Source organism: Lentzea sp. HUAS TT2, from assembly GCF_051853195.1.
Lineage (GTDB): Bacteria > Actinomycetota > Actinomycetes > Mycobacteriales > Pseudonocardiaceae > Lentzea.
Map to the genome: position 1 here is coordinate 8,251,471 of NZ_CP196667.1, position 16,784 is coordinate 8,268,254.

1 protein-coding gene (running past one end of the window) is annotated in these 16,784 nt (G+C 69.4%); it reads right to left on the reverse strand.

The window, feature by feature from the left end; translation table 11 throughout:
* Nucleotides 1-16,784: the 3' portion of a non-ribosomal peptide synthase/polyketide synthase gene (locus tag ACSHWB_RS39355; protein WP_439658396.1), read on the reverse strand. Its footprint extends 2,635 nt past the window's final position; 16,784 of the gene's 19,419 nt are visible here — the last part of the coding sequence; the start codon falls outside the window, past its right edge — the gene reads right to left on this strand; its stop codon occupies nucleotides 1-3.

The following is a 16,784-nucleotide window of genomic DNA, read 5'->3' on the forward strand; positions in this document are numbered from 1 at the left end:
TCAGCCCTTCCCGCAGTCCCGCGCGATGCTCCGCAGGGCGTCGGCGAAGTCGCCGGCGACCTGCTCCACGGTCGCGAGGTCGTGCAGATCCGGTTGGTAGAACCAGGAGAACACCAGCTCACCGCCCTGGACCGCGCCCACCACCTCGAGCACGTGCGAGCTGCTCTCAGCGGGATCGTGGTCCTGTCCCAGCGACGAGTGCGACGCCACGTAGAGGCCGCTGCCGGTGTTCTTGGCGGTGCTGTCCCACTGCCCGAGGTAGTTGAAGGCGATCTGCGGGCCCCGCCCGTCGCCGGACAGCCGCTCGCGTGCCTCGGGTGAGCCGAGGTGACGCAGCGCCGAGTAGCCGAACCCGTTGTCCGGCACGGCGCGCAGCTGCCTGCGCACCGACTTGACCATCTCGCGCCACCGCGGTTCGTCCTCCTCCGGCACGGTCAGGGCGATCGGGAAGATCGTGGTGAACCAGCCGACGGTCCTGGTCAGGTCGACCCCGTCGAGGACGTCCTCACGGCCGTGCCCCTCGAGGTCGATCGAGACGACCTGCTGCCCTGTCCACCGGGACAACGCCCAGGCGAGCGCGCTGAGCAGGACCTCGTTGATCCGGGTGCGGTACGCGGTGGGTGCCGCGTGCAGCAACGCGTCCGTGGCCTCGGCGTCCAGCGTGATCGACACGATCTCGGCCGGGGTTCCTGGCTTCTGCTGCTCGCGGTCCACCGGCAGGTCGTGCACGTCCAGGGCAGCGGTCCAGTGTTCGAGCTCGTGGTCGAGTCCACCCGCCGCCACGTGCTCGCTGAGGCGCTTGGCCCAGTCCAGGAACGACGTCGTCTTCTCGCCGAGGTCGGCCTGCTTGTAGGCCAGTTCGAGGTCGTCCAGCAGGATCCGCCAGGACACCCCGTCGACCACGACGTGGTGCGCGGCCAGGAAGAGGAACGGCCGCTCTCCCCCGGTGAACAGAACAGCTTTCAGCAGCGGGCCGGTCCGCAGGTCGAAGCTCGCGTGGACCGCGTCAGCCACCTCCTCCATCGCGGCCATCTGATCGTCCACACCGGACAGGTCTTGGCTTTGCAGCAGCTCGACCAGCTCGGGGGCGGCGTTGTGTTGCCGCCACTGACCGTCGACCTGTTCGAAGCGCATCCGGAGGGCGTCGTGGTGGGACCACAGGGTGTCCAGGGCTGCTCGCAACGCCTTCTCGTCCAGGTCGGCGGTCAGCTCCAGCAGCATCGACTGGTTGAAGTGGTGCGGGTTGACGGTGTGGCTCTCGAAGAACCAGTGCTGGATCGGTGTGAGCGGCGCCGGGCCGAAGACCGGTTCCTGTCCCCGTGTCGCCGACGTGCCGACCTCGCCGAGTTCGGCGGCGAGCACGTCAATGCTCTGGTGCAGGAAGAGGTCCTTGGACGTCAGCCCGAGGCCCGCCTTCCTGGCCCGCGAGACCACCTGCATGCTGAGGATGGAGTCGCCGCCCAGGTCGAAGAAGTTGTCCCGCACGCCGACGCGTTCCAGTCCGAGCACGTCGGCCCAGATCCCGGCGAGCGCGCGCTCGGCCGGAGTGCTCGGCTCGACGTAGGAGACTCCTGGGTCGGGAGCCGCGGTGACCGGGGCCAGCCTGCGCCGGTCGACCTTTCCGCTTGCGTTCAGCGGCAAGGAGTCCAACGCCATGAACGCGACCGGCACCATGTGGTCGGGCAACGTCCGGCCGAGGAACTCGCGCAGCTCGGCCGTGCCGGGCGCCGTCGAGTTCGCCACCACGTAGGCGACCAGGCGTTCTTCCTGCACGGCAGCGACCGCCTCGCTGACCTCCGGGTGCCGCAGCAGTGCCGACTCGACTTCGCCCAATTCGATCCGGAACCCGCGGACCTGTACCTGGTAATCAGTCCGTCCGAGGAACTCCAGCTCGCCGGCCGCGTTCCACCTGACGACGTCTCCCGTGCGGTAGAGACGCGATCCGGCCGGTCCGAAGGGGTTCGCCACGAACCTGTCCGCGGTCAGCCCTGGACGGTTCAGATAGCCGCGGGCCAGACCGAGCCCGGCAACGTACAGCTCACCGGGCACACCGACCGGCACCGGCTGAAGGGCACTGTCCACAACGTACACACGGGTGTTGCGGATCGGCCTTCCGATGGGCGGGGTGTCCGTACCGGTCAGCGGGTCGCTCCAGGTCGTCGACACGGTGAACTCCGTCGGCCCGTAGCCGTTGAACATCCGCAGGCCCGGCGCCCAGCGAGCCGCCAGGTCCGCGCTGCACACGTCACCACCGACGATGAGCGTGCGGAGGTCCGGCAGTGACGTCTCCGGCACGGTGGCCAGTGCGGCGGGCGGGATCTCGGCGACGGTCACCGCGCGATCCGCCAGGAGCTCGGCCAGCTCCTCCCCCAGCAACGGGCCGGGTGGCGGTACGACCAGCGCAGCTCCGGCGGGCAACGACATGCACAGTTCCAGCACCGAGACGTCGAAGCTCGGGGACGCGTACTCCAGGACGCGATCAGCCGCCGTGACGCCGAAGTGTTCTGCCGCGGCCGCCGAAAGACTGGCCAGGCCGGTGTGCGGCACGACGACACCCTTGGGTCGCCCGGTCGATCCGGACGTGTAGATCACGTAAGCCGGGTGCTCCGGCAGCAGTGGACTGGTCCGGTCGGCGTCCGTGAGGTCACCGGCGTCCACTTCGGACAACAATTCTGGTTCGTCGAGTTCCAGCACCCCTTCCCTGCCGGTCAGGTTCGTGTCCATGTCGCGGAGGGTCAGGATCAGGGCGGGACGGGCGTCGTCGAGCATGAACGCGATCCGGTCCGCAGGATAGGCCGCGTCGATCGGCAGGAACGCCGCTCCTGCCTTCAGGGCCGCGAGCTGGGCGACGATGATCTCCACCGAGCGCGGCAGAACGAGCGCGACGATCTGTTCCGGGCCCGCTCCCCTGTCGACCAGCACCCTGGCCAGCCGGTTGGCTCGGGCGTCGAGCTCGGCGAAGCTCACCACCCCGTCCTCGCTGAGCAGCGCCGGAGCGTCCGGACCACGCCGTACCTGGGCCTCGAACAACTCCGGCAGCAGGCCGGCGGGAACCTCGCGGTCCGTGTCGTTCCAGTCGACCAGCAGCCGTCGCCGTTCGGTCTCGGACAGCAGCGTCAGGCGGGACACCGCTCGTTGCGGATCGTCCGCGATGTCCGCGAGCAGCACCTGCAACTGGTCGGCGAACCGTTCGATGGTGGTGGGGTCGAACAGGTCGGTGTTGTAGTTCAGTGCGACCCGCAGCCGGCCGTCGAGCTCCTGGAACTCGACAGTGAGGTCGAAGTTGGCCGTCGTCAGCGGCAGCTCCACGTCCTCGGCCACCAGGCCGGGCAGCAGCGGTGCCTCCTGCGGTGCGTTCTGCAGCACCACCATGACCTGGAACAGCGGGGTGCGGCCGGTGTCGCGGTCGGGTTGGACGCTGTCCACGACCCGTTCGAACGGGAGGTCCTGACGGTCGAACGCGTCCCGGACGGTGTCGTGCACCTCGCCGAGGAAGTCTGTGAAGGCGAGGTCGCCGCGCACACGGGACCGCAACGCCAGCGTGTTCACGAAGAACCCGACGAGCCCGGTCAGCTCGGCCCGCTCACGACCGGAGGCCACGGTTCCGACGGTCACGTCGTCCTGCCCCGCCAACCGTCCGAAGAGGACCTGGCAGGCCGCGACCAGCGTCGTGAACAGGGTGGTCTCCCGCTGACGGCTCAGTTCGGCGAGCCGTGCGGTGACCACCTCGGGAACGACGGTCTCCGCCACGGCGCCATTCGTCGAGCGCACGGCGGGCCGCGGGCGGTCCGTCGGCAGCTCCAGCGGCGGGACGTCGGCGAGTTGGTTGCGCCAGTACAACACCTGCTCGTCCAGAGCACTCTCCGACAGCAGTCCGCGCTGCCAGGCGGCGAAGTCCGCGTACTGCACGGGAAGCGGCGGCAGTTCGGCCTGCTCGCCGCGCAGCGCGGCACCGTACAGCAGGCTCAGCTCGCTCGCGATCACGCCGTTCGACCAGCCGTCGGTGATGATGTGGTGCAGGGCCAGGGTCAGCACGTGCTCGTCGTCCGTCAGCCTGATCAGGCCCGGCCGCATCAACGGACCACGACGCAGGTCGAACGGGCGGCGGCCCTCCTCGGCCAGCAAGGCCATCAGGTCGGCGTCCTGAGGCAGGTCGGTCACCGGCACCTGCACCTCGAACGGCTCCTGCACCACCTGGACGCCGCTTCCGAACGTCGTGCGGAGGGACTCGTGCCTGGCGACCAATGCCGTGAACGCCGTCGACAGCGCGCCGACGTCCAACTCGCCCACCAGCCGCACGGCGGTGAACGTGACGTACTCGGTGCCGCCCGGTTCGAAGTCGTCGAGGAACCAGAGCCGCTGCTGGGCGAACGACTGCTTCACGGTGCCGTGATTGGGCAACACCGGAATCCGACCGGCGCTCTCCGCACCGATCGCGGCGGCCAGACCGGCGACGGTCGGGTTGCTGAACACCATCCGCGGCGACACGCTCGTGCCGCACTCGGCCAGCAGCCCGGACACCAGCCGGATGCTCATGATCGAGTCGCCGCCGAGCTCGAAGAAGTTGTCGTCGACGCCGACGCGCTCCACACCGAGCAGACGTGCCCAGAGATCCGCGACCGCCTGTTCGAGGCGGGTACGTGGTGCCACGTAACGACCCGTGGTCACCGCGTCGGGTGCCGGAAGTGCCCGGCGGTCCACCTTTCCGTTGCGGCTCAACGGCAGCTCGTCCAGCGCCATGATCACGGCCGGGACCATGTACTCCGGCAGCGTCGCCACGGCGTGTTCGCGCAGGTCCGAGGGCTCGACGGTCGCCGGTACGACGTAGGCGACCAGCCTGCCGCCGTCCAGAACCGCCACGGCGTGACTGACGGCGGGGTGAGCGGCCAGCACGGCCTCGACCTCGCCCAGTTCGACCCGGAACCCGCGCAGCTTCACCTGGTCGTCGGACCGTCCGAGGAAGGCGAGCTCACCGTCGGCGGTCCGCCGGACGACGTCCCCGGTCCGGTACATCCGTTCCCCTGGAGCGCCGAACGGGTCGGCCACGAACCGCTCCGCCGTCAGGCCCGGCCGGTTCAGGTAGCCGCGAGACAGTCCCGAACCGGCGATGCACAGTTCGCCCGGCACGCCGAGAGGGACGGGCCGCAGGTCCTGATCCAGCACGTAGCCGCGCATGTCGTCCAACGGACGCCCGATCGGCACAGGGTCGGCCACCAGCTCGTGCATCCGGTGGGCGGTCGCGAAGGTGGTGGTCTCGGTCGGGCCGTAGCCGTCCACGACCACCAGACCGGGGCACGCCTCCAGGACTCGGCGCACCGCAGTAGCCGGGACCACGTCACCGCCGGTCCACACCTCACGGACACCAGCCAGGCAACCGGGTGCGTCCTGGGCCACCAACCGGAACAGGCCCGCGGTCAGCCACAGTCCGGTCACCTGGTGTTCGGCGATGGTCTGGCGCAACGACTCCGCGGTCAAGTCCGGGGTGTCCGCCAGAACCACCTGGCCGCCGTTGAGCAACGGCACCCACAGTTCGTAGGTCGACGCGTCGAACGCCAGCGGTGAATGGGCCAGCACCCGTTGGTGGGCACCATCCTGGAACCGGTTGTCGGAGGCCAGACCCACCACGTCCCGGTGCCGGACCGCGACGCCCTTGGGGGTTCCGGTCGACCCCGAGGTGTACATGACGTAGGCCAGGTTGTCGGGATCGATGCGCGGTTCTGGTCCCGTCGTCGACTCATCGTCGCCGACCAGCACAGTTCGTCCACTGTGGACGCCTTCAGCCACAGCGTGCCAGTTGGTATCGGTGATCAGCACCGATACCTCGGCCAGCATCGAACGCAGTCGCTGCCGAGGCGCGCGAACGTCCAGCGGAACGTACGCCCCGCCGGCCTTCAGCACCGCCAGTTCGGCGACGCAGTGGCCGACCGAGGGTTCCAACAGCAGTCCGACGCGGTCTTCCAGCCGGACACCGAACTCCACCAGCTGATTCGCCAGGTGGTTCGAACGGGCGTCCAGCTCCGCGTACGACAGGGTGCCGACCGCCGGTGCGTCCGGCGTGCGGGCCACCTGCACGGCGAACAGTTCGGGAACCGTCGCCGCAGGCAGGTCACGCCGAGCCCCCTGGCTTTCCTCGATGACGCGGCCGCGCTCGTCGTCGGACATCCACGGCAGCGCGGCCACCAGAACGTCCGGGTCGCTCGCGATGCCGTCGAGCAGGAGACGCAGGCGTTGGACCATCGCACGGACCGTGCCGGCGTCGAACAGCGCCGGATCGTAGGCGAGGTCCAGGGCGAGGCTCTCACCGAGTGAGGCGCGCAGACACAGCGGGAAGCTGGTCGCGTCCGACGAGCTCACCTCCAGCACCTGGGGCGCCCCGGTGGTCGCGGGCTCGCTGACCGGGTAGTTCTCGAACACGACCATGCTGTCGAACAGGTTCTGCCCGGCGGGCACGTCGCTCCAGGGCCGCAGCTCCGCGAGGGAGACGAAGTCGAAGCTCCGCGACTCGCTCTGCTCGGCCTGCACCTCCTGCAGCCATCGGGCGACTGTCCATCCACTGTGGACCTGGACGCGGGTCGGCACGGTGTTGATGAACATCCCGAGCATCGACTCGACACCGGGGATCTCGGCGGGGCGGCCGGACACCGTGGTGCCGAACACCACGTCCTGCTCGCCGCCGCTGTAGCGCGACAGCAGCAGCGCCCACACACCCTGGATGATCGTGTTGAGGGTGAGCGCGGTGCGCCGGGCGACCTCCTGGAGTCCGGACGCCGGAAGTTCGACGCGGACGGACTCGGCCGACTGCGTCCGGTGCGCCTGAAGCGGGCGACGGTCGCAGGGCAGCGGGGTCGGAGCCTCGAAGCCGGAGAGCGTCCGCCGCCAGTACTCCTCCGCCTGCCGCGGATCCTGCCCGGACAGCCAGGTCAGGTAGTCGCGGAACGGGCGGCGGGTCACGAGCTGGGGCTCGCTTCCTCCCGCCACGGCCGCGTACTGCTCGCAGACCTCGGCGAACACCTGGGCGGCGCTCCACCCGTCGAGCACGACGTGGTGCGAGGTCCACACCATCAGCACCTCGTCGCCGGGCAGCGCGATGATCGCCACCCGCGACAGCGGCGCCGTGGCCAGGTCGAACCTGTCGGCACGATCGCGTTCCAGCAGGTCTCGCAGCGCGGCTTCGCGGTCGGCCTCGGACCGGTCCCGCCAGTCGTGCTGGGTGACGGGCAGCACCACGTCACGTTCGACGACCTGCACCGGCTCTTCGAGGCCGGCCCAGGCGAGTCGGCTGCGCAGCGCCGGGGTCCGGTTCGCGATCTGTTGCCACGCCGCGCCCAACCCGCTCGGGTCCGTCACGCCGGAGAGCCGGAGGCGGATCTGCTCGAAGTAGGCGGTCGAGTCGGCGTCCACCAGGCTGTGGAACAACATTCCTGCCTGCATCGGGGTCAGCGGGTAGATGTCCTCGACCGACCCGGTGACCAGCGCGTCCACCTGCGCCTGGTCCAGCCGGGCGAACGGGAAGTCCGACGGGGTCCGTCCGCCCGCTCCCGGTGAACCGCAGTGGTCGATGACGTCCAGCAGGTACGCGATCAGCTGGTCTGCCAGGTCCCGCACGGTTTCCTCGTCGTGCACGGCGGTGGAGTACGTCCAGCCCAGCTCCAGCTCGCCGTCCTCGACGACGCCGGTCACCTCCAGCAGGTAGCCGCGCTGCCGGTCAGGGGCCACGTCCTGGCCGATTCCGGTGCCCCACGAGCGGTAGAAACCGTCCGAGTCTGCGCTGGCGTTCCACTGGCCGTGGTAGTTGAAGCAGATCTCGGCTGGCTGATCGGTCTTCAGCGCGCCGTAGCTCAGTCCTTTGTGGGGGATCGCGCGCAGCTGTTCCTTGGTGGACTTGAGCGCGTCGCCCCAGCCCGTCTTCGGCACCGTGAGCGCGACGGGGAACTCCGCGGTGAACCAGCCGACGGTGCGCGACAGGTCGATCCCGTCGAGGATCTCCTCACGGCCGTGGCCCTCCATCGCCACCAGGACCTGCTCACGACCCGTCCACCACGACAACACCCGTCCCAGCGCCGCCATCAGCACGTCGTTGACCTGGGTGCGGTACACGTCGGGAACCTTGCGCAGCAAGGCATCGGTGCTCTCCGGGTCCAACCGCACCGAGATCGTGCGACTGGATCCGGCCGTGTTGGCACCGGTGCGATCCACTGGCAGTTCCGGTGACGCCACGGCGTTGTCCCAGTACGCCAGGTCTTCGGCGAAGCCACCGGCCACGACGTGCTCTTTCAGCCGCCGCGCCCACAGGTGGTAGGAGCTGGTCTTGGCACCGAGGTCGACGCGCTGACCCGTCCGTGCCTGGCGGTAGGCGGTCTCGAGGTCACCGAGCAGGATGCGCCACGACACGCCGTCGATGACGAGGTGGTGGATCGCGAGGAACAGCTGCGGTGCCCGGTCGCTGAAGGAGAACAGCACTGCCGCGACCAACGGCCCGTTCTCCAGGTCCAGGCCCGACTGGGCCCTGAGAGCAAGCTCCTGAACGTCCTCCTCGGACAGATCGTGCCGCTTCACGAGCACGATGCGCCCGGTCGGCGCGAACTCCTGCTGCCACTGGCCGTCGACCTGGGTGAACCGGGCACGCAGCGCGTCGTGGTGGGCCATGACCGCGTTCAACGCCGAGGACAACGCCTCTTCGTCGAGGTCAGGGGGCAGCTCGGCGAGCGTCGACATGGTGAAGTGCCGCGGGTCGTCGCGCTCGGTCTCCAGCAACCAGCGCTGGATCGGGGTGAGCGGCGCCGGGCCGAGGACGAGGTCGGGTTCCGCGGGTTCGTCTTCCGGTCCTTCCCCCACCACGACCGCGAGCTCGGCGATGGTCTGGTGGCGGAAGATGTCCTTCGAGGTCAGCCGCAGTCCTGCCTGCCGGGCACGGGAGACGACCTGGATGCTCAGGATCGAGTCGCCGCCGAGCGCGAAGAAGTTGTCCTCCACACTCAGCCGGTCGACGCCGAGCACGGCGGCCCAGACGTCGGCCAGCCGGCGTTCGGTCTCCGTGCGCGGGGCAGTCCCGCTCGGACCTTCCTGCCGGCGCTCCGGTGCGGGCAGGGCGTTGCGATCGACCTTGCCGCTCGTGGTCATGGGCAACCGGTCGAGCACGACGAACGCGGACGGCACCATGTAGTCCGGCAGAGTCTGCTTCAGCCACGCACGCAACTCCAGCGCCTCGGGAGTCCGTTCAGCGGGCACGAGGTAGGCGACCAGTCTGCGGTGCCCCTCATCCTCCCTGGCGACGACCACGGCCTCGGCGACCTCGGTGTGGCCGCGCAGTGCCGCCTCGACCTCACCGGGTTCGATGCGGAAGCCCCGGATCTTGACCTGCTCGTCGACACGTCCCAGGTACTCCAGGAGTCCGCCGGCCGTCCAGCGCACCCGGTCGCCGGTGCCGTAGAGCCGGCTGCCGGGCGGACCGAACGGGTTGGCCGTGAACCTCTCCGCGGTCAGTCCCGGCCTGTTCAGGTAGCCACGGGCGAGGCGGCTGCCTGCCAGGTGGAGCTGACCGGGGACGCCGATCGGCACCGGGCGCAGCAGTTCGTCGAGCACGTACGCCCGCACGTTGTGGCCGGGCCGGCCGATCACCGGGCGGTCTGCGGAGTCGAGCCGCGTCCACACGACGTCGACCGTGGTCTCGGTCGGCCCGTAGTGGTTGTACGCGACCGTCCCCTCGATCGCGGACAGGTCGCGCCACAACGCCTGGTCGACGGCGTCTCCGCCGAGCATCAGGACCGACGGACGGTGGCGTGCGCCGGCGAACAGACCGGCCAGAACCAGTTGCTGGACATGGGAAGGCGTCGAGTCGACCAGGTCGACCCGCCGGCTGACGACGTAGTCCACCAACGCTTCGGGGTCGAGCCGCAGGACGTCGTCGATCAGGTGCAGCTCGTGACCGTCGGCCATCATGAGCAGGCCGTCCCACGACGCGTCGAACGAGAACGCGGACGTCAACGCGACCCGCATCCGCTCGTTTCCTTGCGCGACACCGAACTCGGTCCGGTGATCGTGACTCAGCCCGGCCAGCGCGCGGTGGTCGACGACCACGCCCTTCGGCACGCCGGTCGAACCCGAGGTGTAGATGCAGTAGGCGGCGCCATCAGCCGCGATGTCCAGATTGGCGTCAGCGCCGTCGAGTGCTGGGATCGAATCGAGGACCACCACCGGTTGCGCATCGCGCAGCACGAAGTCGATCCGGTCGGGTGGCAGCTCGGGGTCGAGGGGCAGGTAGACCGCGCCGGACTTGAGCACCGCGAGGATCGCCACGACCACGTCCGCGGATCGAGGCAGGGACACGGCTACGAATCGTTCGGGAGCAGCGCCGTTGTCGATCAGATGGCGCGCCAGCCGGTTCGCGCGGGCGTTCAGCTCGGCGAAGGTCAGTTCCTGGTCCTGGAAGACCAACGCGGTCGCGTCCGGGGTCTTCGCCACCTGTTGCTCGAACAACTCAGGCCAGGTCGCCGGAGGCACAGCGACATCGGTGTCGTTCCACGACACCAAAAGTCGCTCTTGCTCGGCGTCGGTCAGCAGGTCGAGCCGTGCGACAGGCAGTTCGGGGTCGGCCACGACAGCGGCGAACAGGACGCCGAGGTGCCCGATCATCCGGTCGATGGTGTCCGCGTCGAACAGGTCGGTGTTGTAGTCGACGAGTCCGCGCAGGCCGCCATCGTGTTCCTCGAACTCGAACCCGAGGTCGAAGGTCGCCTTGGTGATCGGCAGCGCGAACTCGCTGACGGCGAGGCCGTCCAGTTCGGGCAGCCGGTTGCCCGCGTTCTGCAACGTCACCATCACCTGGAACAGCGGTGACCGGCTGGTGTCGCGGTCGGGCTGGAGTTCGTCCACCACCCGCTCGAAGGGCAGGTCCTGATGCGCGAACGCGTCCAGCACGGTCCCCCGGACGTCCGCCAGCAGCTCCCGGAACCCACGCCGACCGTCGATCTGGGACCGCAGCACGAGGGTGTTGACGAAGATTCCGACCAGCCGCTCCACCTCCGGCTGCTCACGGCCGGAGCTGACCGTGCCGACGGCGATGTCGTTCTGACCGGACAGGCGTTGCAGCAACAGCTGACACCCGGCCACGAGCGTCATGAACAGCGTCGTGTCCTTCTGGCTTCCCAAGCCCCTGAGCGCCGCGGTGACGTCCGCGGGCACGGTGAACTCACGCGAGGCACCGTTGGTGGTCTGCACCGGGGGCCGGGGGCGGTCGGTCAGCAGCTCCAGCGGAGCGAGCCCGGCGAGCTGGCCACGCCAGTACTCGGCCTGCTCCTTCATCGAGTCGTCGGCCAGACGTTCCCGTTGCCAGGCAGCGAAGTCCGCGTACTGGATCGGCAACGCGGGCAGTTCGACAGACCCGTTGTAGAGCGCGCTCAGCTCTTCGGACAGCACACCCATCGACCAGCCGTCGGTGATGATGTGGTGCATGGACAGCACGAGAACATGTTCGTCCGCGGCCACTCGCGCCAGCAGGACTCGCAGCAGCGGGCCGTTCTTCAGATCGAACGGCCGGGTCAGTTCGCGGAGTTCGACGTCCTGGGTCTCGACCACGGACACAGCGATCTCGTGCGGCGGGTGCACGATCTGCCGCGGCCTCCCGTCGACCGACTCGAAAGTGGTCCGCAACGACTCGTGCCTGGCGACCAACGAGTTCAGCGCGCGGCCCAATGCATCGACGTCCAGCGACCCGTTCAGCCGGATCGCGAAGACCGTGACGTACTCGGCGCTGTCCGGGTCGAACTCGTTGAGGAACCACAACCTCTGCTGTGCGAAGGACAACGGGAGGTCGGAGTCACGAGGCACGGCCGGGATCGCGGACACGACCGGGCCGCTGCTCGTAGGCAGCCCGGCGGCCAGCAATGCGGGCGTGGGTGAGGAGAACAGGACGCGCGGCGACACGTCGGCACCGAACGCCGCGCGCAGCCGGGACGCGACGCGGATGCTCAGGATCGAGTCGCCGCCCAGTTCGAAGAAGTTGTCGTCCGCGCCCACCCGCTCCACGCCAAGGACCTCGGCCCAGATGGCGGTGACGGTCCGTTCGGTCTCCGTGCGCGGCTCCCGGTACCCGCTGCTCGCCACCGCGCCCGCGTCCAGCGCCAGCAGCGCCTGCCGGTCCAGTTTCCCGTTGCGGGTCAACGGGATCTCGGCGAGCGGGACGAAGGCCGACGGCACCATGTAGTCGGGCAGGGTGCGCATCAGCGCGGCACGGAGGTCCGCTGTGCTCGGCAGGTCCCCGTCCGGCACGACGTAGGCAACCAGCCTGTTGTCGCGCGGCAGCACGACGGCCGAGGTGATCTGCGGTAGTGCGAGCAGGGCGGCCTCGACCTCACCGAGTTCGATGCGGAAGCCGCGGATCTTCACCTGGCGGTCGGCGCGGCCGAGGTACTCCAGCGCGCCTTCCCCGTTCCACCGGGCGAGGTCACCGGTGCGGTACATCCGGGTGCCGGGCACGCCGAACGGGTCGGCGACGAACCGGTCCGCGGTGAGGCCGGGGCGGTTGAGGTAGCCACGCGCGAGGCCAGCTCCCGCCACGTACATCTCGCCGGCCACCCCGATCGGGACCGGACGCAGGCGGGCGTCCAGCACGTACACCCTGAGGTCGGACAGGCCCACGCCGATCGTGTCCGCCGAGTCGTCCGTGAGCACGGAACACGTGACGTGCACGGTGGTCTCGGTGATCCCGTACATGTTGACCAGCGTCGGCCCGGAGCTGGACCGCTCCCCCAGCCGCCGCACGTCGAGCGCTTCGCCACCGAAGATCACGTACCGCAGCGCGTCGAGCTCAGGGGCGTCCATCAGCTCGTAGAACGCCGAGGGGGTCTGGTTGAGCACGGTCACCCGCTCGTCGGCGAGCAGCCGCAGGAACTCCCGCGGTGACCGGGACACGGCCAGGGGCACGACGACCAGCCGTCCGCCGTGCAGCAGCGGTCCCCAGATCTCCCAGACGGAGAAGTCGAACGCGTAGGAGTGGAACAACGTCCACACGTGGTGCTCGTCGAAGGACAGCCATTTGCGGGTGGCCTCGAACAGGCGCGTGACGTTGCTGTGCGGGACGACCACTCCCTTGGGCACACCGGTCGATCCGGACGTGTAGATCACGTACGCCGCGTTCGCCGGGGCCAACCGCACGTTTGGTGCGGTTTCCGGACAGCTGTCGCTGTCACCGATGTCCTCCAGCACCACAACGGGCTGGACGTCGTCGAGCATCGCGTTGATCCGCTCCTGCGGGAGGCCCGGATCCACCGGCACGTACGCCGCGCCCGACTTGAGCACGGCGAGGATCGCCACGATCATCTCGGCCGAGCGCGGCAGGACCAGGGCGACGAACCGCTCCGGTCCGGAACCCAGGTCGATCAGCCGGTGAGCCAGACGGTTGGCCTGCGCGTCGAGCTCCGCGTACGAAAGGCTCTCGCCCTCGCACGTGACCGCGATCGCGTCAGGAGTCCTGGCCGCCTGTGCCTCGAACAGCTCCGTCAGGGTTCCGGCCGGCAGATCGAGGGCGGAACCGTTCCACTCCACCAGCACCTGGTGCTGCTCGGACTCGGTCAGCATCGGCGTTTCCGACACAGTGCGGGCCGGGTCGGTGATGAACCCGGTCAGCAGCACGCCCAGATGCGTCGCCATCCGTTCGACGGTGTCCGCGTCGAACAACCTCGGGTCGTAGGAGAGCGCGACGTGGAGTCGTTCGTCGAGGTGGGCGCGCACGCTGAGCGGGAAGCTGGTCGTGTCCACCGCCTGCACCCCGGTCACCCGGACGCCCGCGGTGGAGGACTCGTCGAACGGGTAGTTCTCGAAGACGACGGAGCTGTCGAACGGGGAATTCCCGGCCGCGAGGTCGCTCCAGGTCCGCAGTTCGGCCAGCGACACCGCCTCGAACCGCCTGGACTCGGCCTGCTGCACCTGCAGGTCGCGCAGCCAGTCCACCAGCTGCTGAGCCTCGTCGACCCGAGCACGGGTCGGCACGGTGTTGATGAACATGCCGATCATCGACTCGACCCCGGCCAGCTCGGCCGGACGCCCGGACACGGTGGTGCCGAAGACGACGTCCTGCTCACCGCTGTAGCGGGCCAGCAGCAACGCCCACGCGCCCTGGACGACCGTGTTCACGGTCAGGCCGTTCTGCTTGCTCACCTGGCGCAGCTGTTCGGACTCCGCCTCCGACAGGGCGATGTGCGCCGACTCGGAGGACTCGGTCCGGTGCGCTTCCAGGGGTTTCCGGTCGAACGGCAGGGCGGTGGCCGCCTCGAACCCGGACAGCACTCCGCGCCAGTACTCCTCGGACGCGGACCTGTCCTGCCGGTGCAGCCACTGCAGGTAGTCGCGGAACGGGCGCCGGGCAGGCAGGTCCGGCTGCCGGTCCTGCACGATCGCCGCGTACTGCTCGCACACCTCGGCGAAGACCTGTCCGAGGCTCCAGCCGTCCAGCAGGACGTGGTGGAAGGTCCAGACGAGCAGCACCTCGTCGCCGGGCAACGCGGCGATGCTCACGCGCATCAGCGGGGCCGTGGTGAGGTCCTTCGCGGCGGCCCGCTCCTCCGCCGCGACGCGCGAGGAGTCCACATCGGACAGCGCGCGCCAGTCGTGGTACGAGATCGGGACCGTGACCTGGCTGTGCACCAGGAGAAGCGGCTCGGCCACACCTTCCCAGGCCACGGAACTGCGCAGCACCGGCGTGCGGTCCACCACGCGTTGCCAGGCCGCGCCGAGCGCTTCGGGATCGGAGACGCCGGCCAGCGTCAGCCTGGCCTGGTCGAAGTAGGCGCCGGACTCGGCGTCCACCAGGCTGTGGAACACCATCCCCGCCTGCAACGGCGTCAGCGGGTGGACGTCCTCCACCGTCTTCCCGTTGCCCACCAGGCGGTCCACCGCGGCCTGGTCGAGTCGTGCCAGCGGGAAGTCGGACGGCGTGCGCCCACCCGCGTCCGGCAGGGCGCAGTGGTCGATGATCTCCAGCAGTGCCTGGCGCATCTCCTCGGCCAGGCGCGTCACCGTGGCTTCGTCGTGCACCTGGTCGGAGTAGATCCAGCTCAGGGCCAGCGCCCCGTCCTCCACCGCGCCGGAGATGTCCAGCAGGTGGGCGCGGGTCTGCTCAGGGGCCAGGTCCTGGCCGACGTTGGCGCATCTGGCCTGGTACAGCGAGTTCTCCTCCGGCGCGACGTCCCACTGGCCGTGGTAGTTGAAGCTGATCTGCGGCGACGGGTCGTCGGCCAACGCGGTTCGGCGGAGATGGCGCAGGGCTCCGTAGCTGAGTCCCCGCCGCGGCACGGCACGCAGCTGTTCCTTCACCGACTGGAGAACCTGCCCCCAGCCACCGCCGGGAACCGTGAGCGCGAGCGGGAACATGGTCGTGAACCAGCCGACCGTGCGGGAGAGGTCAACGCCGTCGAGGATCTCTTCGCGGCCGTGCCCCTCCATCGCGACCAGCACGCCGTCCCGCCCGGTCCAACCCGACAGGACCCGGCCGAGGGCGCTGAGCAGGACGTCGTTGACCTGGGTGCGATAGGCCCGGGGAACCTTGTGCAGCAACGCGTCCGTGCGTTCCGCGTCCAGGCGGACCGTGACGGTGCGGGTCGAACCGACGGTGTTGCGGCCGGAGTGGTCCACCGGTAGGTCTGCCGGGACCGACATCGCCGTCCACCGTGCGAGGTCGTCGTCGAACGCACCGGACTCGACGTGCTCCGTCAGACGTTGTGCCCAGCGGGCGAACGAGGTGCCGACTGGCTCCAGTTCGCTCTGGCGGTAGGCCGCTTCGAGGTCGCCGAGCAGGATTCGCCACGACACCCCGTCGATCACCAGGTGGTGTGCGGTCAGGAAGAGCCGCGGTCGCCGCTCAGGCCCGAGATCGAACAGCACGGCCTGGATCACCGGGCCGGTCTGCGGACTCAGGCTGGTCTGAGCGGTCAACGCCTCGGTCTCGATCGCGGCCTCCTGCGCCGCGAAGTCCAGTGTGGACAGATCGTGAAGGTGCAGCACCTCGGCCGGTTCGGACGGCGCGATCTCCACGCGCCACTCGCCATCGACCTCCACGAACCGCATCCGCAGTGCGTCGTGGTGCGCCACAACGGCATCCACGGCCTCTCGCAACGCCTTCTCGTCGACGTCGGCGGGCAGTTCCACCAGCATCGACATCGTGAAGTGCTCACGCGCCACGGGCACGGTCTCGAAGAACCAGCGCTGGATCGGAGTCAGCGGCACCGGACCGGTGAGCTGGTGATCATCGCTCACCGGTTCCGTGACCGTCTCGACGCGGGCGGCGAGGTCGGCGACGGTCTGGTGCAGGAAGAGGTCCCGCGAGCTCAGCCGCAGCCCGGCACGCCGGGCCCTGGACACGACCTGGATGCTGAGGATCGAGTCGCCGCCCAGTTCGAAGAAGTTGTCCTGCACGCCGACCCGCTCCGCGCCGACGACCTCCGCCCAGATCTCGGCCAGCGTGGTCTCCACGGCGTTGCGCGGCGCCACGTACTGCGCCCCCACCTCCGTTTCAGGAGAGGGCAACGCCTTTCGAGCCACCTTGCCGTTGGCGTCCAGCGGCAGTTCGTCCAGCACCACGAACGCCGACGGCACCATGTACTCGGGCAGGCTCTCCTTCAGCCACGGCCGCAGGTCCCCCACCGCCGTCCCCGCGGAGGTCACGTAGGCCACCAGGCGCTTGCGACCGTTGTCCTCCCTCGCGACCACGATCGCCTCGGCGACATCGGGATGGCGCGTCAGCGTGTTCTCGATCTCGCCGGGCTCGATCCGGAACCCGCGGATCTTCACCT